Source organism: Paenibacillus sp. FSL K6-2393 (genome assembly GCF_038002545.1).
Taxonomy (GTDB): domain Bacteria; phylum Bacillota; class Bacilli; order Paenibacillales; family Paenibacillaceae; genus Paenibacillus.
The window spans coordinates 2,528,681-2,552,374 of record NZ_JBBOCU010000001.1; the positions used below are offsets into that span (position 1 = coordinate 2,528,681).

Below are 23,694 nucleotides of genomic sequence, written 5' to 3' on the forward strand. Positions count from 1 at the left end.
CCCGTTTTGCCTAAATGAAGGTAGAACGGGATTTATGCATAAAGGCGGTGATTCTTTTGACTGAAACAGAAGGACAAGGAGATAAACATTCCTTAACACAAGAAATATTAACAGATATGGATCAATTAACTGGACAAAATACGGCACTGAAAGGAAGCTACCTTTCGGGTGTTAACACATTGGTTAGACGTGTAGAGACAATCAGAAGTGATATGCAGTCGCAAATGATTGAAACACTGACTACCGATTTGGAGCACTTTTATCGTGGAGCGTTCAATGAAATGAAGGATGTGTCTGCAGCTGGACCACAGGAGTTGTTAGACTCCGTGATGAATACGATGAAATATATTTCAGCAGGTGAAACCAAGGGGTATTCATCAACATTACTCAAGAAATCCCTTGACTCGTCGCATCAGATGGATCAACAGATAAGCCGAGCCGACCAAAATTTGGAGCTTAGATCGTCTGGGACAACGAATGACAGTGGGCAATTCACACAAACCGGAACGGTCAAAAATCTGCAAAGAATTGCACTGCAACATGGTATGGATCAGGAAGATGTAGGTCTTGCCTATCGCATTGGTTCTCGTAATTATGATCATTCATCTGAAGCTGTCGCGTTTGCTGAAGAAGTAGCCAAGCTGCATTCAGTGAGCAATACGGATGTGGAACAGACGGCAACAAGCCTGGAAGCTGTTAATTCCGCCTCGGGAAGCAGTGGCTTTGATCTGTCCCAAGTCACAGACATGATGATCAGGGCTGCAACGATATTGAATATTGGCATTCAGGACTTAATGGATATGATGCGTGAAACTCTACCAATGGCCAGTAACCCTCATGGAACGCTTGCACCAGAGGATGTATTAGCCAACTGGATTAGCAAGGCTGGATTGTTGGTTCAGTCAAAAGGAGATCATCCTCAGCAGGGCTTTGCATCGAATCGAGTTAGATTCGATCTTCTTGCTGAACAAGTGAAGGCTACGGATGCAAACGCGTCGGTCCATCAGCGCACTGGTAGTAAAGACAACCTTCAATTCCGACAACGAGAGATCGAAATCGCATTTCAGATTGCAACACATGAGGCTATGCAAGGGTTGAAAGAGGAATTTGCCGAGCTGGGCGATTATCTTATCGCAGTCATGAGGTTAATTGGAGATCGTACGGGTGGCATTGTTGATCATATGGAATTGCTTAACCGAATTATGGATGAAGTCGGAGTTCAGGTTGCATGGGATAAGTTCGGTGAAGTAATGAATGAAGGCGATCAGAAACGATACGGTGCTACGAATGCAGATCCAGGGAAAGTCGAAAATATGGGGAGCGATGTTCCCGAGCGACTTCGAGTCACGGATGTGCAACGTGCTGGTGTAGCGCAGGAAATGGGCAGACAACAGAGTCGTCTGCAGACTCTGGAACATCACAGAACAGAAATTCAAAGTAGGGCCGCCTCCAAGCAAGATGATGTACTTCAGGCCCGGACTAACCGAGATCATCAACATAAAATGTACAGTCAGGCTATACAAGATGGGGATACAGCGGCTTCTTCCATTCATGCAGAAGAACGTGACGAAGCTGAGAAGCGAGTCAAAACGTATAGTCGAGAACTTCTTCTGTTGCGAGAAGAAATGCATTCACTCGATATTCAGATTGCAAAGACGAAGCGAAGTCTTGAGTTTCTTGGGCGAGAGCTGGATGACACGAGTAGAGCAATGATGCAACTTGAACACCAAGCTAGAGTTTTGATGATGGCGATGGATGATATGGACCTGGATGCAGTTGAACTACGAAACAAGTTGTATTTCCTTAATGCTGAGTTTACATACGGTTCAACGGATGTTCAGCGCTACGAATCCGAGATCCAAAAGCTGCGTAAACAGTCAACTCTATTGAATGATGTTCTCTCCACATTGAGAACCGAAGTCAATGAGTTAAATGCTTCTTTTAGACAAGGCATGATCGATGCTACAGCATACATTTCCAAACTGAAGGAACTTGAACAGGTTCAGCTCGCAAGTATGATGAATGGTTCAGGAGGATTACTAGTTGTTCCAGGTGCAGGAAACGGTGGATCTCCTGTGAAGGATGACAAGGAAGAATCCAAAAACAAAACCTTTGTAGCTCGTCATGAAGATCTGATCAAAGATGTCATGAAAGACGCGATAATGGATGAATTCAATCCGGGGGGCGACTCGAAAAAAGGGAGTAAAAATACACCCAAAAGAGGCCTTCTTTCTAGGTTTAAGGATATGAAAGACACAGGTAATCGCAAAGCATTTTTTGACAGCAATGCCCCAATGCGTAATAAAGATGGAAATATTCTTCGAGATAGACAAGGTAATTCGATTACTCAGCGTGACATCAATGCGGAGCAAGCTGCCCGTGGGATTAAAACACCCGGAAAATTTTCGAGATTAGTCAAATCCGGCGGGAGATTATTGAGGCCTTTAAAAGCTGTACCAGCACTTGGGTTAGCGATGACCGCTATGGATGTCGTCTCTGGTCTTGTCGATCCATTGAACAATATGGGTAAGTCAGAAGCGGAGAAGCAGAGTATTCGCGCAACCAATAAAGAAGAGTTGGCCAAAGATTTCAAGGATATGGAGCAGTCATCTTTTGTAGGGAAAGTGTGGAAAGGGTTAAACCTGGGGATGGATGCCGCTGTGTCCGGCACAATGAGTTCAATATTCGGAAACAATGCTACCAATAACAAGTTCGGGGATTACTGGAAGGGATTTAAGGCGGTATGGAGCGAAGACGGCGGAGATGCAGTTGAGAAGAAACTGGGCAAGGAATACAACTACAAGCAGGAGAAAAAAGAAGCCCAGATTCAAATGGATAAAGAGTCTGGAAAACCGCCTGGGGACAACAAACAACAACAACCGCAGATACAATACATTCAACCTCAAATGCAGTATATTCCTGCTGTGGGCGGAATAGGTACCATTGCTAACGGCTATACGCCTCAGCCACAGAGCAATGGTATTGATGAAATGATCGCCAAGATTAATCGGCAGCTTAACAAGTCGACAAGTGATAACGAAACCAATTACCAAGTCACTCGATCCCGTCTATTGATTAGTGGTGTTCGCGAAGATTCTGGTCAGATGCGCGCGCTAATGGAGAAATATTTGCAAGAGAATATCAAGTTCTTCGATAAGGCTATTGCAAGTTTACAGAAGACGTACGACAAGATGGCTGAAGGTAAGGATAAAGATGAACTGGGCCTAGAGATCAATGAGAAGAAACAGCAGAAGGCACAATCAGAGCTTGAACTGAATGGTGTCAAAAACAGCCAAATTGATGAGCTTAGACGCAAGATGAATGATCAGTTTGAGTTGACGCAGTTGGATTATGATAAACGAATGTATGATCTCCTGGCGGCTAATGGAGGTAAGGAAGATGCACCAGAATTAATTGCATTGAACAAATCGCGTGCATCTGAAATGAACTCACAAATAAGTTCGATCAAGCAAGATTGGAAGAATCTGTTGAATAGTGGTGTGTTTAAACCGGGCTCGGATGAATATATGCAGATTTTTAAACAAATCCAGGCATTGGGTGTAGAACAGTCCAAAAATTTGTATGAAATTAGCAAAAAAATGGATAAACCGATTTCTTCATTCAACATTCCAGCAGGTCTTAAGGTCATGGATTACTTTGACTACATGACGACGAACAATACGCATAAAAGTGTGATGGTTGGCTCGGGGGATGTTACGGTTCATGTGAACATCGATAATATGACAGGCAGCACAAAAGATGTGGAGAGACTTACATCTACGTTGGACAAGACACTACGGCAGAACAGTCCTGGTATTGCAAACCGAATGGCCAGCAATGTTGGTGCGGGAATGGGAACTAATCATATCCCTAAATATAGTAGATAAGGAGGAAATCTGATATGACTCAGCAAAATCCGTTTGGCTTAGTTAATGACCGGTATAAAAGAAAGCTGTATGTAGATACAGGCATGAAGTTCGAGCCAGTAAACGGAAGAATTATTGATCCGTACTCATCACCTTCGCCCAATCCGCAAGTGAGGGAAATTAAAATGATAAATGCTCCCTCGCATTTTCATCAGATGGGCGTGTCTTCGTACAAGGCGATCATTAACATCCTGTTTAAAGATAAGCAATCCTATCACGACTACGCGATGTACGTAGGCTGGACACACAAATTTTATGATGAGAAGGGTAATATCTATGTTGGTGTTGTAGAGTCCATCAAAGTCGACCCTATTTTCTACCATCAGGATACGATGGATAAAGATCAGAAGGGGTACAAGGTCGAATTGACCATGACCCTGATCAAAAAAGATGGATATGACCGTAAGAGTGCAATACAGTTTCAGGATTTACAGACGACAGAAGGCAAGGACCACTGGGCAAGAGATTCTATTGAACGCTTGGCTGATTTGGGACTGACGGTTGTAACACAATTGGATGGCACACCCATTCTATTTTTCAGACCGGAAAACTTTATAACCAGAGCAGAGTTTGTCACTTTCCTGATGCGTACTAAACGTTTGCTGGAACGAACAATTCGAGAGTAGGGTGACCTACTCTCTTTTCTGTCTATTCTAAAGATAGGAGGTGTTTATCATACGAAAATGGGTTGATGTAAACGAAGGGGACTGGTTCTATAACGATGTTATGGAAGCCACGAATATGGTTTTGGAAGATGGTGAAGTCTTTGTGGCCGGGATCAACTATAACAAGTTTGAGGAAGGCAAGCCTTTTGTATATGAAGAAATCAAAGGGAAAGCGGGGCAAACCTCATTTAGTCTGCCTGTGCTGATTAAACCAACAGATGACAATCCACTGTATGTGTTTATTGATGGTGTTCAAACGATCTACCAAACGGCTGAAACTAATAGTAAAGGATTAACCGATGTAGAGTTGTATACCGGTGTGACAGCAGGACAGGTGGTGTCCTTCTGTAGTTATGGTGAACCGTTGCTGGACAGTGCTTGGAAAAGGCCGCCCGTCTCCTGGACTGGAGATCTGCCCAGAGCTGAACTTAGTGCAGCGACGACCTATTTCTACGATCCATTCAGTCGTAATCATCAGGAATATTTGTATGCAGCAGGCCAACCGCTTCGCAGACTCAGTATTCCTTCCGAGGTATGGGGTGATACCAAGGGGGATGCCGCGGCGGTAACCAAAATTGCAACAAAGGCTATTGGTTACCGAACGGATGTATATTGTGTCAGCCCGGGGGGATCGGTGTTTCTTCCTTTTAATCTGAACGGTGTCACTTGCAAGTTCAATTATTGGACGAAGAATAACAAATTCAAGAGTGAAGATATCAAAGCGACAACACTCAAACCAGCATACAACAATTGTTTTTTTCCTAATGCCATTATACAGCGGGGAGAAGCATTTCATCTGATTAACAAGTTGCGCAAAGTGTTCTATGCCAGATTTACGGACATGGAAGCACCAACGACGGAGATTAATCAGCCTATTACGGCATTTCAGGGTCAACGGGTGTTTAGACTTAATGGCAATTATCCGGCAGGTAAAAAGAAACTTAAAATTACAGTGAAATTTAAAGACGAAAAAAAAGATAACGTCCCAGAAACACCGGCTTATTCGGAAATTGACAACCACACGGTTGTATTTAATCAACCTTTTTCAGAAGGCGACGAAGTGACATTCTATTATCTCAAAGATGTGAGCGAGAGGTTCGCAGATGTCGGCAAAGCTTCAGCCATTTATTATCAAACCAAAGGTGAGCGGGTAGAACAGTCCAAGGATGCTTTCTGGAAAATAGCCGTCTCGGAAATGGAAGACGAAACATTTGCGAACAATGATCCACTAATTAATGGAATTCCTATCAATAACAAGCTGGATGGTGCAGCGATAGTAACAGATATGGGGAGACCTACAAATGGCACAGAGCAGGCAGAGCTATGGTTCCTTGGAAATTCCGCTATGACCCGGGCTGAAGCCGTAGCTTTCCTGGACCGATTCATGAAATGGACCATCGAGCGATTCAAGTAAGGGGGAGATTACAATATGATTCCAATTTCGGATGAGGTTATGAATGTGCTGTCCCAACGTCTGAAGCTGGGGGAAGGAGCACTTCCCAATATCCGTGTCGAAGTAGATCGGCTGGCCTTTATCCCGGGACGGACAGAAGAGTTCAGGCATATCGTAACCGAGCAAGTACCCATCATCAGTACAGAATCCGTTTGGGTAGATGAGTCGAGTAATGGTATATATAACGGTTCTACTCAAGCGAATGCTCAGGAGATTTGTTTTCCGATCAAGGGTAAAACGCTGATTACCACTCCTGTTACAGATGAATTTGGTGCTCCTCGTAATAGCGCGTCAAAAATTCACCGAGGCATCGATTTGTCGGAGAAGATCGGAACGCCAATTTTGGCTGCATGGGCCGGAAAAGTAGTCCGAACATCCTTGAATAAAACAGAAGGTGCCGGTAATGCCGTAAATATAAGACATGATAATGGTGTTATCACCAAATATTTTCATCTGAAAGAAATTCTCTGTTCGGTGGATGATGAAGTAGCTCAAGGGGCTGTCATTGGAACGCTGGGCAATACAGGTGGCGTGTATACCGGTGGTCATAAGGTGTCTGCGGCAGAACGTGCGGCGGGCAAGGGAAAACATCTGCATTTTGAAATTTGGGAAGGAGTCAATCCAACAACGAGAACCGGAGAGGGCGGCAAGCCAGTTGATCCTAGATTATATCTGAGCGGACAGCGCAAACTGCATGGAAATGCGAAAACAACATTTACTGATGTAAAGCCGGTTCAAGTCGAGGGATATCCCGGAGAGATTAAACTGAATGAGAAGTTCGACAAGCGAAACTGGCATGAGAAAGACGTTTATACAACCGGATTGAAATTTTCGGATTATGCCAAGATTGAATCGGGCTGGACTATGTTTGATTCAGGAGGCAAGTTACTGTATACGTTTGAAGGCAAAGCCGCCGTAGCTGAATTTGAGATTAACGTGACAAAACTGAGTATGCCCACGCAAGGGCTGCTTAGTATTGGAATGGGGACTAATTTTAGTGAAGCAGAAGGGGATTCTTTCGCGGTGGTGATTGATGGTAAAACGTATGCCTATGTGAATAAGTTTAACGGGGCATATGATCTGACCAAACTGACGGAATTGAATAATATTGTGATCCCTGCAAAAGCCAAGAGTATCAAGATTAAGGTGACGTATGGGGGGAAACAAAACCCCACTGTCCCAACCGGGTCTGTTCCTGCTTCAAGTAAGAAGTATAAAAAGTTCGCCATTGACTATATTCGCATACAAGAGTTGTCGCCTGCTCCGTTGAAGAATCAAAAGAGTGAAGAAGGGCTCGATCCATCTAAAGGATATTATCAAACGAACAGCTACACAGATTTTATCAATAATAGAAGGACAGAGACGGATGTTATTCAGGTCGGGTCTTTTGTCTATATGGACACGCAGGTTCTTCCCAATATCATTAGTGCCGAAATTGATGATCAGTTTGATTCTGAAGCCAGGGAAGCACGACTGACGATCTCCAATCCAAGAGGATTCTTCTCTCCGGATTATAATCCTGCTCATTTTCCCGAGCTTGGTGGTGTACCGTCTCCATGGTCTTATTTTGCAAACGGATTCCATATCGGGGTTCTGAGTGAAAATACACCGATACGCATATATATGGGATATGGTCAGCACATGATGCGGGTATTTACGGGACTGATTGACAAGGTGGACATCAATGGCGAAGGCTCCACTCTGGAGATTACGGCCCGAGATATGTACAAGCGCATAATCGAGAAAGTCATTTCCGAGAAAAAAGCCTATCCAGAGGTAGAAGAGATTGATAATGTGCCAGATCCGGTGCCGCCTGCAGCAGCTGGCACGGACCGGACATCATCCATAATTCAGGCTGCACAGGCCCAAGCTGCAGTGTATGGTGTGCCTGATCATAAGTTTTTGCTTGCGATATGCAGGCACGAGACCGTTCTCGGAACACAGGGGAAGGGTAAAGATGAGAACGGCAGCTTTATTCTTGGATATGGCTGTCCTAGTGAGGGACCGTGTACTGATAAATACGCAGGTATTCAGGAGCAAATGAAGCGCGGAGCAGAACGGATGTCCAAAGCACTAGCTTCCAGAGGTAAAAAAGTGACTTCAAAAGCCGATGTACTTTATTTCCACAATGGTGGAGACATTGCTCCCATGACCTGGAGTCAAGATCGGGAGAATTGGGTGGACAAGGTATGGACCTATTATCAGGAGATGCTCGCAGATCCGGCAAGCTGGACCATTACAGCAACCTCCACCCCGGCAGTTACACCAACACCCGCTCAGCCTGTAGAATTTGAAAAGCCTGCTTGGGTCAAATCAACGGTTGTACTAGATCTGGTTAAACATGCGGGTATGGTGGGTTGGCGGGCAACCAGTGAGGATCGCTCTTATCCTGACTACGTGATTGACGAGACCTATCTGATTGAAGTTAATCAAAAGACGGGCAGGGTCATTGTCCCCGTACCGGGTCAGGAAGGTGAGTTTGAAGTTAAGGACGCAAGCACGGTGCTGACACCGAACGGATGGCTTAATCCATTTATTGAGGAGTATGGCAAGACGTTTGAGCAATGGTCTGCCAAAGTTACGGAAGCTGTTCAGGAGGTGATCTCGGAGATTCCGTATCGAAGCTACTGTGACCGTTATGGTACGTACCGACTGGAGCGCTTAAATTATGACAAACCGGTCGTGGCAGAGTTTTCCGAGAATGACAATCTGATCTCCATTACCAAATCCACGGATTGGTCCAGAGGAAGAAGCCACATTGTTGTTATTGACTCGAATGATAGTCAGAGCAGTTTCGTGGACAAGGAGATTTTGCTCGAACTCAAAGGAGAAATCCGAACCATGGTCCTGGCCGTTCCTTGGGCGAAGACGGTTGAAGCCAAAAGACAGGTGGCAGAACGAGCTTTTTTTGATATGAAACGTATGTGCCGTACGTTACAGGTATCCATTCCTGCGAATCCTGCGCTTGATCTGCTCGACAACGTCATTGTGACGGATAAAACGACCACCACACGGGCTGTATATACGATTAAAAGTATTAAAACCAGTTATTCGGTCGACCGTGGCATGTTACAGGTCATTGATATGATGTGGGCAAGAAAGGGAGTGATGGTGTAATGGCCGGCATTGTGAATGAAAATATTGTATTTCCCGTGCTGGATCTAATCCACCGGGAGCTTCGCAAATATAGCAGTATCTCCAATTCAAATGTTTCTCCTCTTGAAGGTGAGCCTTCCGTTACATTATATCGGGAGCACATGCAGGACCAGGACAGAGTGACAGGGGCAGACCTCTTGTATGAATCGGCATGGAAGGTTTCGATCTGGATGAAGTTTGGCTCAGAGGATGAGGAAGACTTTCCTTCCGGGGTGGGCTATTCCCACCCGGATTATGATTATTACAAGTATTTCAGGTTAACGCAGGTGACGGCCCGTACATATGATCCGAGTGGAGAGCCGATGTTCACTTACAATATTGGTCTAAATTATGATGACGAAGGACGCTTAACTGGAACGAGCGTAAGTCGTATATAACATGTAGGAGGTGGTTCCATGGCATTTAATGTATCTTACATCGCGGGTGGCGTCATCGACAAAGTGCGCGAGCTGCCGTACCCACACTTCAGTAAAAAGACGATCCCGTTCATTCGGGGACAGATGTTGGACATTCCGGCGTCCAAGACCACCAAGTCTGATACATTCACCTTGGCGTATGACACAGAGTTCCTGAGCATTGCGTTTGCTGCGAGCCACTACTGTGTCGGCGATTACTGGGAGCTGATGATCGGGACGGAGAAGGTATGTCGTACCATCTATACGAAGGAACTTCCCGAATCAGTTTCTATGGGTAACAGTTTCGGAATTGTCTACCCGATTCCGGCGGGAACGCCCATCACGTTTGACTTCTACAACGCGGTGGCTGAAGCCAAGTCGGTCTGGTACAACATCAAATTTTTGAGATAAGGAGGGTGACGATGGCACTGCAAAAACCGCAGACGAACTTTGCCGCTTATATTGACGGAGAGTCGGAAGCACAAAAACTAATCAACACACTGGCCGATGAAATCGTAGGTGCTGATATTCCCAAAGTAGAGGGCGGGATTGACGCCAATCGCTGGGAGAAAGTCTATGAGGCAGAGCAAGATTACTGGGTAACCTATACCCCTAAAACTCGGCCTAATATCCAAGGGAAGTACCTTCATACGGATGGTAACTTGTATGATGTGGTTAAAATTCCTGACTACAGTAAACTTAAGTTTAAAGATGGAACACCAGCTGTTGAAGATGATGGTTTCCTTTATGAAGTGAGTTCGGTATATTGGGATCAAATTGTCGAAGGTGGTAGTCGTCCCACAGTTAGAGAAAAGGATTACGGTAATTACAAGACCGGCAGAAAGATTCAAGTTGTTCAGTTTTCTTATACGGATAAGACAGGAGCTAATATTTTTGTAGACGTTCCTAATCAGCTAGCTACATTGGTAACAGATCTCACTAAACCTGATGGTGTTACTGCCTACATTGTAAAGCAGAAGCAAACGCTTAGTACAGGTGACGTAGTTTACTTGGACGACTGGAATGAATTTGAGTTAGTTACGGAGCTTCCTGATGACTGGAACTACAGTCTTAAGACGGCATATCAGTGGGAATACGTTAGGTATTTTGACTATTACGGTAGTTGGACTTCTTTGAAGTCTAGTATTGTGGAACCTGGTAAATCAAAATACACGTTTACTGAGCGTTATTATACTGCTGATCCCGTTCATGATGTGCCTTCTAGAGTAGTGATTAAAGGTACGCCAACTGTACCAACTGGAGTTCCTGTGCGAGAGTACTCTGTAATGTTGGAACAACCAACTAATGATTGGAACTATATAAATATTTATTATGGTGAAGAGTTTGAAGGTATAAACACAAGTGGAGATTCAACGACCACATACAGAGGAGCTTGTGACCCAACTACGGTTAAACCGGGGTTAACACCTACAGTTATAGATCAAGCCAAGGCACAAGCCATTTACGAGATGTGGAACACAGATACGATTGTCAAAACATTCATCCCACCGTCCACGAAGTGGAAGCTGGATTATGACGGCAAGACAGAGATCGTAAGCCCGGCAGCTCGATTTTTCCACGGACGACATTCTACCACGTCATGGTTGCCTAACAAAAAACGCAGACCGGATTACCTGGTAGCTTACACTTTATCGGTAAACAATGATCGAGTAGTTCTTGTTCTGGAAGGTGATCCTTCACCGAATATTCATAGCTATTACCGCAGTTTTGGATACATAGGCAAGATCGTTCCGTTCAATGATTACGACCATGGAGGCAACTTTGGTGTCACTGTAGGTATGGGTGATCTGCGAACAGATATGACAGGTTATACGAAAAATGATATTCTCACGGATCTTAATCCAGATATCTATGCCAAATATGGTGAGTACACTTCAAATGGCATGGACTCCATGTCCATGTTGAAGACACGTAGTAATGTCTTGTTCCAGCGGTATTACCCGGCATTTATTTCGCATCTTCCGAACTATCCTTCTGTGGGTAAACTTCCCCCGGGCCTTTCTAAATTGATTGTAGATACAGATGGGTTCCAGAAATCCCTCTGGACAGGAAAGTATCACGCGAGCCCAATCTACCTTGTGCATCAGGCAGAAGGATACCGAGGTTATATGGACGGTGTAGTAGCGATATACGACCATAATTTGGTCAATCGCGATGAATTAATCGTAGATACAGAAATTCTGAAAGACCCTTCCAAACCTGCATTGGGTACGTGGACTGAGGTTTACAAGTTTTTCAGTATCAAGAGTCCGTTGAATCTATTCAAGCATTCCCCATCACCAGATGTAATTACGATTGCATTTTTGAAAGAGATAAAATAAGGAGGATTACATAATGGCAAATTTTAAATATGTAGAAACAATCACCACTTCACAGGACGTGTTAACAAAACTGAAAGAGGAAGTTACAGGGTTTAAGAGTTTCCCATTTGAATCCACTGCAGGCGAGTCTCAGGAACAAAATCTGTGGGAAGTATTTTACGAAGAAAAGGATAGTAGTGACCGTATTCAGGAACTTATTCTTCGCGGGATCATGACGATTGGAACACAAGCAACACCGATTACTAAACATTTCTATGTAAGTTTCATTAATCATGCTCTGGTACCACGCGTCGTTGCACCAGTTCCAGCCTATGAGGAGCATAGTACGTTGACTGTTCAGCTGCTTGAAGGATTGGAAGGCAGCGAACCAACTACACTACCAGTTACCACTCGTCCAACATTCAAGCTGACAGGACATCCGGTACTCTACCAATGGGCACTGGAAAACTATACACCAACGGATCGGAATAAAGAAAAACCTGTTTATATGTATGTGAATGTCATGAACAATCGATTGGCGATGGTTCTCGTTGCGGACCCAGCTGTAAACTTCCTTGATTACAAAAAATCCTTCCTGTATGCAGGTGCATTGAAACCGTTCAAATACAACCTGAATGATGTAGACGGAAACGTAATGCTGACAGCCGGAGCAGTAATCGAAGAACCGGATATCTCGCAGATTGCCACAACAGGAACGTACTACTACGGTCAATATACCTCTGCAGGTAACAACACACTTCAGATGTTGAAAACCAAATCGGGTATTGAATTCCAGCAGCACTATCCTTCCTTTATCACGCAAGCTCCACCGAAAGGTAAAGCTTATCAAGATCCTGAATTGGGGGATACGGGTTTGGAATTGGAGCCTCAAGGCTTCCAGGCATCCAAGTGGACATCCAAATATCACTTGTCTCCGATCTACGTGGTTCATCCTTACGAGGGTTACCGCGGTCAATTCGATAATTGCATTGCGGTTACGAAGCATAATATCCTTCACCTGGATGAGTTAATTATTGATGTGGAAGGCAAGTCTTGGGACCAAGAGGTTTATCGTTATTTCGATACCGATACGGCGCAGAATTTTATGAATCTGTCTGCCAACCAACGCATGGGTGTAGCTATTCTGAAGGAAGTCCGTTATACGGCGTAAGTTAAACTGAATCAAAGCTGAGTCGTATAGATTCAGTGAGAGGGAACTTTCTGAGACTCCACTCAGGGGTTCCCTTTTTTTAGTTGGAAGGGGGCAGTGACGTGAGTCAAGTAGTCAATAAGTTTGATTTCACCGTTATAGATTACACGACAACTCAGTACGGTTACCTGTTTACAGTCGGAACTACAGGAAGCAGGCCTGAGGATTATCGATTTATATACATGCCTTACAGCCGGTATCCAAGTGTCCTGATGCTTGATTTTTACATGGCAAGATCGATCTCACATGGATTTAATCATCAACTTGTGGAAGCGATTCGCAAGGATCTGGAAGGAGAAGAACGATTTATTGTCCTAAGTGATGCTAAACAGGATAAAGAAGGACTTTTACACAGTTCCATGGAAGGATCGAGCTCAGCTACCAAGCAAGGCGATGTCATGGAATTTTCGTTCGAAATGGAGCGGTCTGCTTTAATTGAAGCTTTGGAGATGGATCATCACGATGAGGGCCACAGGCCCGGAGGATTAAAGGATTCATTCATTCCTGAAGATATGTCAGAGGGCTGGCGCGTAGATAATGACAAAGAGCTAAAGATTGTCCGTAATTTGGGTCTGACTCGTAACTTTGTGAAGAATCTGGATAAGCTGGAGCCTGGAAAAATCAGTTTCAGGGTCAGTGAATTTGGGATGATTGCGGACTATGCAGATAGTGCAGAGCAAGATAGCCACTCTGAACTGGTGATTAAACAATGGATACACTCCGTTCGAAACGATAAACCGGATATGGATGTGGCAGAGGTTTTCGAAAAAGTGGAGAAGATCATTGGACGCCGGGCACAAAATGACTTTTTGTTAGAAGCCATTCAAGACCACTTCAAAAGTACAGAACTGGAGAGAAGCCTTCGATCCCGGAAGGTAAGCAAACAAGACGTGGAAATGCTATATCAGGATCTGCTAGGTTTACGTGATGGTCATAAAGAAACATTTGCTGAACAAGCTGCCATGATTGGGAAAAGGGTAGATGATCATCAGCAATTATCTATTCTCTCTGATATGTCAACTGCTTATATTCGTCGGTTTCAGGAAATAAAGTATATGCACCTTGATCGCACGTTGCCGTTAGCCCAAAGAGTGTATGACACTTCACAATTGACACTCATGCATACATTGGGAACAGCTGTGCGAGCAACAACGTTTGGTGGAACGACTACAGGCAAAATTGTTCAAGCAATCAGAGACATCGAAGAGAATATGTTTCTTTCACAACTGAATCAGGCTACGCGGGTAATTGAGAATGAAATGACAACTCATGAGAATGTACTTGCCAAACTGAAGGATCATCAGTACCCGACTGTTCTACATACCGAAATGAGAAGTACGCGAGAAGTAGACAAGCAACTATACTTTCATGATGATCTCAGTCAAAGCAGCCGTGACCAACATCGAAATGCGTTAGTCTTTCGTCCGAGTGATACCCTGTGGCATCCGCTCCAAGCTCACAGAATGATAGACAAACATCCGGCAACTACAGCATCCGGTATCATTTTGGCATCCAGAGATTTAGGGACTATTACGGATGTGGAAAGGCAGTTTCCTTGGGCAGCTCGGGATCAAGCGGAAGATATGAACGTCATAGGTGATCTGACTACGGGGCAAAGAGTTTATGTGGAGAAAATGTATATTGAGCATGAGCGTCCTAAGGCACGACGAATTTATGTGGTTCATAGTGAGGTGGACCGTCATGCAGAACAGGCTTATCGTGAAAGTAAGGAGCACGGTTTTGTTTTCAGAGATTTGCAGGAGAGCAGAAGGATCAGTAAGGTTCCTGGGTATGTAGAGAGGGAAAGTAGGTTAGGCAAACGAGTGACTGCAGAGGCTCTTGAAGTACTTAACAAGCAATCACTTGGTGAAAGGGAAAGCAAGTTCGATAGCTATATTGAGGACAAGTTCCATACTGCAAAAACAGAAAAAAGGAATTTGTTCATCCCGAACAGCGAGGAAGGCGCAGAAAGAGAAGCATCCTTTGAAAGTTATACGGCTGGTTCAACAACGGCAGAAAGAGCCTTGGCTCATGATTTGTGGTTACCTGAGTCTGAGGACCATTTGGCTGATAAAGAATTATTACGTTCTACCATGCTCGAAAAGCTAAATTCGTATGGAAAGAACGACGAACAGAAGCATGTACATCTGACAGAGAAACCACTTGTATCACATAGAGACCGTAAAAAGTTACATCTGGAAACGACCCTGAAAGCCATCCGAGATCGTAGTCGACCAACCATGATTCGGGATGAGCTTTTGGACAAATTGGTTGGTGGAGGATGGTTGGGGAATAAAGCATACCCTGGATATCTGGACGAGGAATTTATCCTAGGGGAGATCTTGGAGAACAGCCCGGCAGTCATCCTGGAAATGATGATGGAAGCTGTGAATAATGCAGACGCTTCGGTTTATTTTGATGAACCGTTTTTGGCTGGGGTTAGAGAGCGGGTAGATGCGTTAATCGATTGTGGGATCTTAACAGCTGATAAAGAAGGAAGCAGATCAGGCATCATTTCCTTTAATTTCGAAGGTGCGAAGGAATCTCAGCTTGGTGATATAGGGACGGAACTCTCAGAAGCATCCAAAGATTTGAGCATAACAGTACTTGAGGATGAATCTCGATCGGCTGAACTGAACAGACGTAATTCTACTCTAGAGACAGACGTTTTCGAGGGAGTGAAAGTAAAGGAAGATCAGCATGGCGAAATTACGGAAGTCATTTACGGCGCCGATTTTAATGCAAGACCGGCTATTATTGAGTTTGAAGATTCATTAGGTTACCTGAATCCTGGAGGGGGATTATTCCCGGATGACCCAGCGTATGAAGGAAGTCAAGTTGAACGCAGAGGACAAACCTTTGATGAGTACGGGATAGGCGCAAAATATAAACGGGACGGAATGACTCTTGACCATCATATCGTGAGTTCCAACATGAACCGTGAGAGTGTGATTCATACCGAATTTAATATGGGCGGGGTTTCCCGGTATCGATATGGAATAATTGATGATGAATACACCATGGGTGGCACGAACTTGCGCCAGATGCTTTTGAACAGCGAATATGCTATTGGAACGTCAAAGACTCGTGAGGGATACTCGTATGATCAACAACTTATGGCTACTAATCCAATAAGAGAAGGTTTAATCAGTGGTGAGTACTCCATAGGCACAGCCAAGATCAGACAGTTGTATTTGAATGAGAGCTATTCTATTGGCATGATTGAACCACGTCAGGCAGCAATTGATATAGATTACTCACTGGCGACTTTGGAATGGAGATCTGCGCTGCTCAGCGAGGATTATTCCATAAGCAGCTCGAAATATCGAGATGGAGTAGCTGAGATTGGATATACGCTTGGTTCATCGTGGGCAAGAGAAAGTGCAATGGATATTGAGTTTATTGCAGGTACGCGGCAAGCATGGGAATCCACGTTGGTAAATATTACTTCTGAAGCGATTAGGGTAGATCGATATGGATCGGTGCAAGATGAGATGTCTCTAGCCACTACTGTAATGAAATCTGCGAATCTTGACGATATGCTGACGGCCCATTCAATCATGCGCAAAGGACAATTGAACGTTGAAATCATTTCGGATAACATGAACAGATTATCTCTCATGCTTGAAGATAACCATTCTACAAGAATCGTGAAAGAGGCATCAGTCCATGAGATTGAGAGTGAAATTGTCAAGTTGCGCTTAAGTGAATTGCATGGTGAGGGTTGGTACGGTGGTAAAAATATCAGAGATACTGAATTGGTCGAACTGATCTATGATTCGATAAAGAGTAAAAAGGATTCGGCACTGGATCATGATGTGATCATTGCCTACAAGCTTACTCATGACGCTTACCTTCATGAGACAACTGATAGCACGATTGAAAAGATTGCTAATCTTGAAGAACAACTTATAGCGGATAAACCGCAAAATGGTTATCTTGACCTCACGCTACCACTAGGCGGTATAAATCTGAAATATGCAGATGTTCCAGTGGAATCCGTGGGTGGGACGGGGCTCAGTTATGGAGATATACCTGTAGAGATTGTTGGCGGAACGAATCTGAAGTACGGTGATGTTCCAGTTGAGATTGTTGGTGGAACAAACTTGAAGTACGGAACAACAGAGATTGTACTCTCAGCGGACAAACCCCAGTACGGCAATATGGAAGAGAATCTGCTCGCTGACAAACCGCAATATGGATATTTGGAAGAGAACATGTATGGTCTGAAAAATGCCAAAGATTCCACTGTTGATGAGCAAATTCATGCGTTTAAAAACGGTAAAGAAGTCGATTTGATCCAAACGCTTGAGTTAAATAAAGAGGATAGATCAGCATTCTTGCATGACAACCTTTTGGGGGTAAAAGCTGAAAGATGGGCGCATACCCATGAGACGATCAATGATGTAATGAAGCTGCGAAATGGATCGTTGGATCAGGATATGTTCTACGGAAATAAAGAATTTAATGAATCCAATTTGGACACGGAAATGGTTGGCTTCCAATATAAACAGATAGACCTGATCCAAAGCGAATATGCTTACCTTAAAACGAGAGACGTTCATATCGAAGATAACTCGTTCATGAGCTCCAGAAGTTCTTATGACGCGTATAACCATCACTTGGATTCTGGAATGAACTTGTTAAGAAGCACGACTCTCGATTCGGAGCAATTCGCAGCGGAGAAAATAGATCGATATGGTCATTCACATGAAATGGAAAGTGGCGTTGGGGGTGAGCGAGCCGGTGAGCATTTCGATGGGATATACGGGACCACACTCCAGAGGTTTGCATTCTCAGGTGACGAGTTAAGTTACGGAAATAGTCTACCATACACAAGTTACGTTGATAATGACGGCGAGAGCTTTGGCAGTAAGTTAATAGACCCGGGTTATCTCAGTGAAGATGATTTTAAAGGGATAACTGAGGAACATGAATCCAGCATAGAAAGAGAGTGGCCGACTGGAACAACGAACGCCAGATTGTCTGAAATTGAAGATCCTGATTCTCTCATGGCTTCATTTGAAGAACGCTGTTCTCAAGTCATCACAGGTTTTATTTTCGCTGAAAGACCTGAGAAACGAGCAGAGTATCTGGAACAGTTGCACGCGTTCCTTCCCGAGAGAACAGCTCATCTTATGGAAATGTATCACGAAGCCAAGATGGAACCGCGTGAGAGCTTCACACTGACTGATCATCCGGTGGCTGAACGTGAAACCGCTGATGCTTACATTCCGATGATGGACACCATGGCACAGGGTCTCATATTCGATTACTCGGAAGATCTGCTCGATCGAGGGATGGATCCTGAAGATTGGGAAGGTGGTTTGGGTGTGCCGGAGGACTATGATCCGAATGATCCATTTAATGTGTACTATCCGTATTCCAAGGATATGGATGCGCTGGAATTATCCCAGTCTGACGATTGGACTAGATTCGGTCAAGGCGATTGGGATCGGGATCCATTGCTTGGAAAGTTTTATTCCAAGGCGGATACGAAGGACATCAGCGGATGGTACCGAAATAATTTCCTGGCTGAGACGTATAAGTTCTCAATTGATTTCAAGGTGGATGCAAGTACGGATGGGAATGGTGCAGGGATTATTTTCAAATACTTCGATGAAAATAATTATTGGATGTTTATGGTTCATGGAGGAGACAGCGATAACAGTCTGGATATGAGAACGCCGATGCAGCTATATAAAATCGTTGCTGGCAATCCAACTGCAGTGGGTTCTCCGATGCAACCCTTTAAGTGGGAGAAGGATAAATGGTATACATTGTCCGTTTCTGTCATGAAAAATAAACTCCAGATATACACAGATTCGAAATTGCAATATGATCTGACGGGCACCGATTAACTCGGTGCTCTTTTTGTCGTATAGAGAGATTGGGAGGTGATTGGTATGGGTCATACATTTGGTTTGTTCTCCAAATCACAGAAAGGTGTATTGTTCGCCAATATGAGAGCGAAGATTGCGGACGAAAGTTACGGCAACCCCAATAACCCTGCGTATTTACCGCAGAGTCCCAATGCACCGAGGAGTGAAACGGACCGGCATGGCGAAGAAAATAATCCTATTCTGGGTGATCCAGGTTACGGTCAGATAGGACGATGGCAGACGGTTCAATTGGATGCACTGGAAAACAGTATTGATCAAATCATTGAGCAATATCTGAAAGATAAGTCGTGGTATGCGAGTGTACGATGCCGTGAAGCACTGTGGAATATATATCGCAGGATTGAATGGTGGGTAGAACAACAGCAGCCTCCAGATAAAACACAATATCAGCGAGTACTGCAAATGGTGAAAGACTGTATTCACAAGATTCTTGAAAACGCCCAGAAGCCTGGTGGTAGTCATCATGGTGTGTCATTGCCCGTCTGTCCGGCACCCTACTACCATCATTTTAGTGGGAATTACTTTAATCATTTTGATGCAACCGTATATGAGATCCCGCTCTTTTCTATGAAAAAGGACGTCCCGTTCTCGAATAAATTCCCTGATTTCTTCAGATATGTATCATCGACGGAGGATCAGGAATGGGTAGCTGTCCACTCCGTAGGGCGAAATGAACAATCTGGTTCAGAGATGATCTTGAAACTGGATTTAGGACTTCTGGAGATTGGCAACTCATCCAAAATTACATTTAACTGGCGTGTGAAGCGTTATGGACAGATCAGGTTCAAGTACCTGGCTAGTGCCAAGCGCGGTAATGGCATGCTGTTCTATATTAATGGGCAGCAAGTCGGAGGTGAATGGAGCGAGAACAGTGGATGGCAAGAAGCTGCATTTACGTTGCAGCCTGGACAGATGTACAAGTTCGACTGGCTGATCCGTAAAATGAGACCTGAAGTGTGGCAGAACAATGGCATCTATATCAAGGATGTTGAAGTTGTTGAGATTGTGGATACACGCAAGCCGCCTGCTCCGAAAGATTACGATCTGGATGGTGAGGACGTATATGAGTATGGTAACTGGGTTGTAAGATCACCACAAAGTGTGGCACAGGCTCATTTTAAAGGACAGTTCATTACGGATGATTTGCGTAAGAAAACCATGACGATGGATCTGGACAACGAATGTGATGGTACGGTTTCATTTGCATACAAAATGGGTGTGGATGAAGAGCCGTATCCCGATCATGATTATCAGTTGTTTTTTGATGATACAATGCTTGAACGCACTCAGCGTGGGGATGGAGATCATGGCAGTTATGCTACATCAGTACATGGTGTGGAGTGGAGACTGAATGGGGAATATTCAGAAACGGAGACTAACCAGGCTAAAATTGAATATGAGATTGTTGCAGGGCCGGATACGACGGTGGACTTGAGAGGTGCGCTCGAAGTAACTTGTCCTCCACGAGAAATTGATCATTTGGAACCGTTTCACTATGGACAAGGCATTGGGAAGTATGAATGGTATATATCGGGAAATCCAAGTTGGGTGAATCAAGGGAATGTGCTTCGTCTGGATGAACCGAAGCAGGGAGATATGATTGCTCAAACCATAATAACTTTGCCGGATGAGGGATGGTTCATATTCAGCTATAAGCATCAGCTACGGCCTACTGAAGCGTTTGAGGTTACTGTAAATGGTATGTCTGTTCATTATACAACGACGAATGGTAATGGCGAACAAGTACGCATTCCTTTGCAAGCTGGAAACAACGTAATCCAATTTCGAATCAGAGATAGTTTAACGGAGGAACCCTTTAAATATCAGTTGGACAAGTTGTTTACCTATGGCAATAACACAGGTAATACATATCGCACAACGTCTCCGCTAGGATCATATGTTGATGTGACACGTGGATGGGATGTAACCGATGCTGGAGCAACCACGGAAACGAATAACGACACAATTACATATCGTTCCGAGTTAAATCCAGGAGCGAAGCTGACGATTAAAGAACACATGCGAATCTATCCTGCGATGGACTATAATTATGATCCGGAAACGGGCGCGAATCGAGATGAAATGGTTTTTTATGAGCTGTTTAATGAAGAAGACAAAATTAGTTCAAGATTAAGATTTACAGGAAGCTGGCAATGGAAGGAGCTAATTGCTGGTGATGGTGTGATGTGGGCTCAAGGACACAACCAGGAATTCAGCTGCGAACTCGAAGCTCAGCTAAATAAGCCCGGTTATATATTCTGGCAGTATGGTGGAGATTTCGATCCCGGAGAGAAATTGGAGCTTCAAGTAGATGGCGTTACAGTCTGGACAGGGAATCAGTCCAATGGAAACGATGGAACAAACTGTATGTATCCAGTTTCCTCAGGCAGTCACCGTTTTCGCTGGATTTACCGGGATGGTAAGGCATATGTGCCTAGCGACGGTAACCCAGGTGGATCTGGCAGCGGATCTGCAAATCCAGGCGGAAACGGTACCGGAAATGGTCCGTCAAATGGTTCGACTACAAGTCCATTTGGAGAAGTATGTTTTCAAAGTGGAATGAAAAATCATGATATTCAGTATGGACAAAATTCTTATTCAGGACGGTCTGAACAGACGAGTCTGTGGGGATGGAAAAATGAAGGAGCAGCTTATGACGGTAGTCATAGACTTCTGGATGAAGGTAAATATATTACCCGGGATTTTTATGCTCCTCACATTGGTAAAATTGATTATGTTGAGACACTAAAGGTATATCCTATAAAGAAATTAAACAACACGGGTTTACGACCCATTCGAACTTCGGACATGATGAGAGAGTATTATGCAGAACCAGGTACCATCTATCAAAATAAAGAAATTAATTATTACGGATTAAATGTGAAAAGTCTATCTCCTGGGGATCCGAAAACGGAGTTTGATAGTCCACATACCAAAATGATTTATAAACGTTTTTACTGTGAAGGCGAATTTAGCATTGATTTTAGATATATTTGTTATCTGAAAGATGGGGATCAACAAAAAGCAAGATTTAGAGTTTACTTTTATCCTGAATCTGGTACAAAACGAATAATATTAAATGAAAAAAATAACAGGGGTAAGAATAACGGGAAAGTAAATTACAAAAACATAAGTGCTTCAGACTGGAACACAGCAGCGAACTTTTCTGAAACAGTCCCTAATTTGAAAGCAGGATATTACTATATCTGTATTGGCATTACGGATACTTCTGATGACAGTGATCAAGATAAAGATGGGTTTCTCTACCATGCTTCCATTAAGAATCTATCCATTAAAACAAAAGATTCTGCCGGATTGAACGGCGGCAATCTGGTTTATCCTAACAGAACGGATAGTGAGACGTATGTATTAGTTGATTTGATCGATAAAACTGCAGGTTCAACGCTTTACTCCTATCGTTACCCAGCAAGTAATGGACAGATACAGACATACAATATGGATTTTACTCCTTATACAATACCTGGTAAGGCATACACAGTTCAATACAGTTTGCATAAAGCATCAGGTGCAGCTGACGGTAGTGGCTTGGATGCTGGAGGATTTACACTTAGTGGAGGACGTTTTAGAGAAACTTGGAATGCGTACTGTACAGATTCACAGGGACGTTTGTATTTGGAAGGACAATCACCACATCCTGGGGAGGATACATGGAATCCACCTGGCCCAGGCACGACTGCACCAGATGGTGGCAGTCATGCCTGGCTCGACGTTATTCGATTGTACGAGAATAGAGACCCGGCTTGTCAAGGAACCAAAATTGTCATTGAAACTTATGAGGACGGTCAACTATTAATTCCACCACGACCAGTGACAAATCAAGATGATCAGATTATCTCCATTGAAGTCGAGAATACATCAGATCAGAAGAAAAACTACGAGGTTCGCGTTCGATTCGAGCAGGGATGCCCTGGAGATGGCGCCATGATTTGGGGCGGATCGATGCAACTTGACGATATTAGCAAATTAGATCCATCCTGGGCAGAAGTGACCCACTTCGAAGTTTGGAATAACAAACCGATCTGGATGGGCGGCTGCGATAACAGTAATATGCGCGTGAAAATTACACGTGAGGACGGAAAGGTGTTATGGGATGAAAAGTATTACGGGGATGGATATCATGGCTTCGAACTGAATGATCTGGCTCCCAAACCTTATAGCAAATATAAAGTGGAGATTACAACAGATCAGAAGGGACAGATCAGCGACTGGACAGGAAAAAGATATCTAACCACCTTCCGGCTGCATGACTTCAAAGCCTACGAACGATGGGTATGGGTACCTGAACCGTTTGATTGTCAGCTGGATTTCTTCATTGACGATGAGTTGATCAAAACATTCACCCAAGAGGGTGGATACTATACATTTTCACATCCAGTGCCCAAAGGCAAACATGAATTCAAATGGGTGTTCACGTCACTTCAGGAAGTGGGTACGCGTAGTTACGAATATGCTAATCTGGACTGGATGGAACTGACAAACTGGATATGTGATGACGTCTATGTCATTCCTTACTGCGAAGGCGGTGGGGGAGACAAGTGTGTTGAAGCACTTATTAAATGCTTGCTGGAAGTTTGGAAAGCAAGGCCTAAGATGTGTGTAATCGGTAAACGCATCTGGTTATTCACGTAAAGAAAGGAGGTTCTA

At 44.0% G+C, this 23,694-nt stretch carries 10 protein-coding genes; all 10 read left to right on the forward strand.

Translation table 11 applies throughout. The annotated features are described in order from the left end of the window. Positions 1 to 56 precede the first annotated feature (56 nt). The 10 genes from MHI14_RS11205 to MHI14_RS11250 all read left to right on the forward strand — a co-directional run bounded on the left by MHI14_RS11205 (position 57) and on the right by MHI14_RS11250 (position 23,679). Complete coding sequence (locus MHI14_RS11205; RefSeq protein ID WP_341130312.1) at positions 57 to 3,887, forward strand: hypothetical protein; 3,831 nt, start codon at positions 57 to 59, stop codon at positions 3,885 to 3,887. 14 nt (positions 3,888 to 3,901) lie between these two features. After that, on the forward strand, positions 3,902 to 4,552 hold the full coding sequence (locus MHI14_RS11210; protein ID WP_133385380.1) for an S-layer homology domain-containing protein: 651 nt from the start codon (positions 3,902 to 3,904) through the stop codon (positions 4,550 to 4,552). A 100-nt stretch (positions 4,553 to 4,652) separates the two neighbouring features. After that, a complete protein-coding gene (locus MHI14_RS11215; RefSeq protein ID WP_133385379.1) occupies positions 4,653 to 6,005 on the forward strand; it encodes a hypothetical protein in 1,353 nt (450 codons plus the stop codon). Positions 6,006 to 6,020: 15 nt separating this feature from the next. After that, a complete protein-coding gene (locus MHI14_RS11220; protein WP_133385378.1) occupies positions 6,021 to 9,161 on the forward strand; it encodes a M23 family metallopeptidase in 3,141 nt (1,046 codons plus the stop codon). Then, positions 9,161 to 9,577 (forward strand): hypothetical protein, encoded by a 417-nt coding sequence (locus MHI14_RS11225; RefSeq protein ID WP_341130313.1) that lies wholly within the window; start codon positions 9,161 to 9,163, stop codon positions 9,575 to 9,577. Before MHI14_RS11220 ends, MHI14_RS11225 begins: the two co-directional genes overlap by 1 nt. An 18-nt stretch (positions 9,578 to 9,595) precedes the next feature. Then, a complete protein-coding gene (locus MHI14_RS11230) occupies positions 9,596 to 10,006 on the forward strand; it encodes a hypothetical protein (protein WP_339309931.1) in 411 nt (136 codons plus the stop codon). An 11-nt stretch (positions 10,007 to 10,017) separates the two neighbouring features. Further along, the gene (locus tag MHI14_RS11235; protein WP_341130314.1) at positions 10,018 to 11,937 is read left to right on the forward strand and encodes a hypothetical protein; all 1,920 of its coding nucleotides are present in this window, start codon (positions 10,018 to 10,020) and stop codon (positions 11,935 to 11,937) included. A 13-nt stretch (positions 11,938 to 11,950) separates the two neighbouring features. Beyond that, the gene (locus tag MHI14_RS11240) at positions 11,951 to 13,087 is read left to right on the forward strand and encodes a hypothetical protein (RefSeq protein ID WP_036607790.1); all 1,137 of its coding nucleotides are present in this window, start codon (positions 11,951 to 11,953) and stop codon (positions 13,085 to 13,087) included. A 101-nt stretch (positions 13,088 to 13,188) separates the two neighbouring features. Continuing rightward, positions 13,189 to 18,987, forward strand: coding sequence for a hypothetical protein (locus MHI14_RS11245; RefSeq protein WP_341130315.1), 5,799 nt, complete (start codon positions 13,189 to 13,191; stop codon positions 18,985 to 18,987). A 45-nt stretch (positions 18,988 to 19,032) separates the two neighbouring features. Continuing rightward, entirely contained in the window at positions 19,033 to 23,679 is a 4,647-nt protein-coding gene (locus tag MHI14_RS11250; RefSeq protein WP_341130316.1) for a hypothetical protein, read from the forward strand. Positions 23,680 to 23,694: the final 15 nt, after the last annotated feature.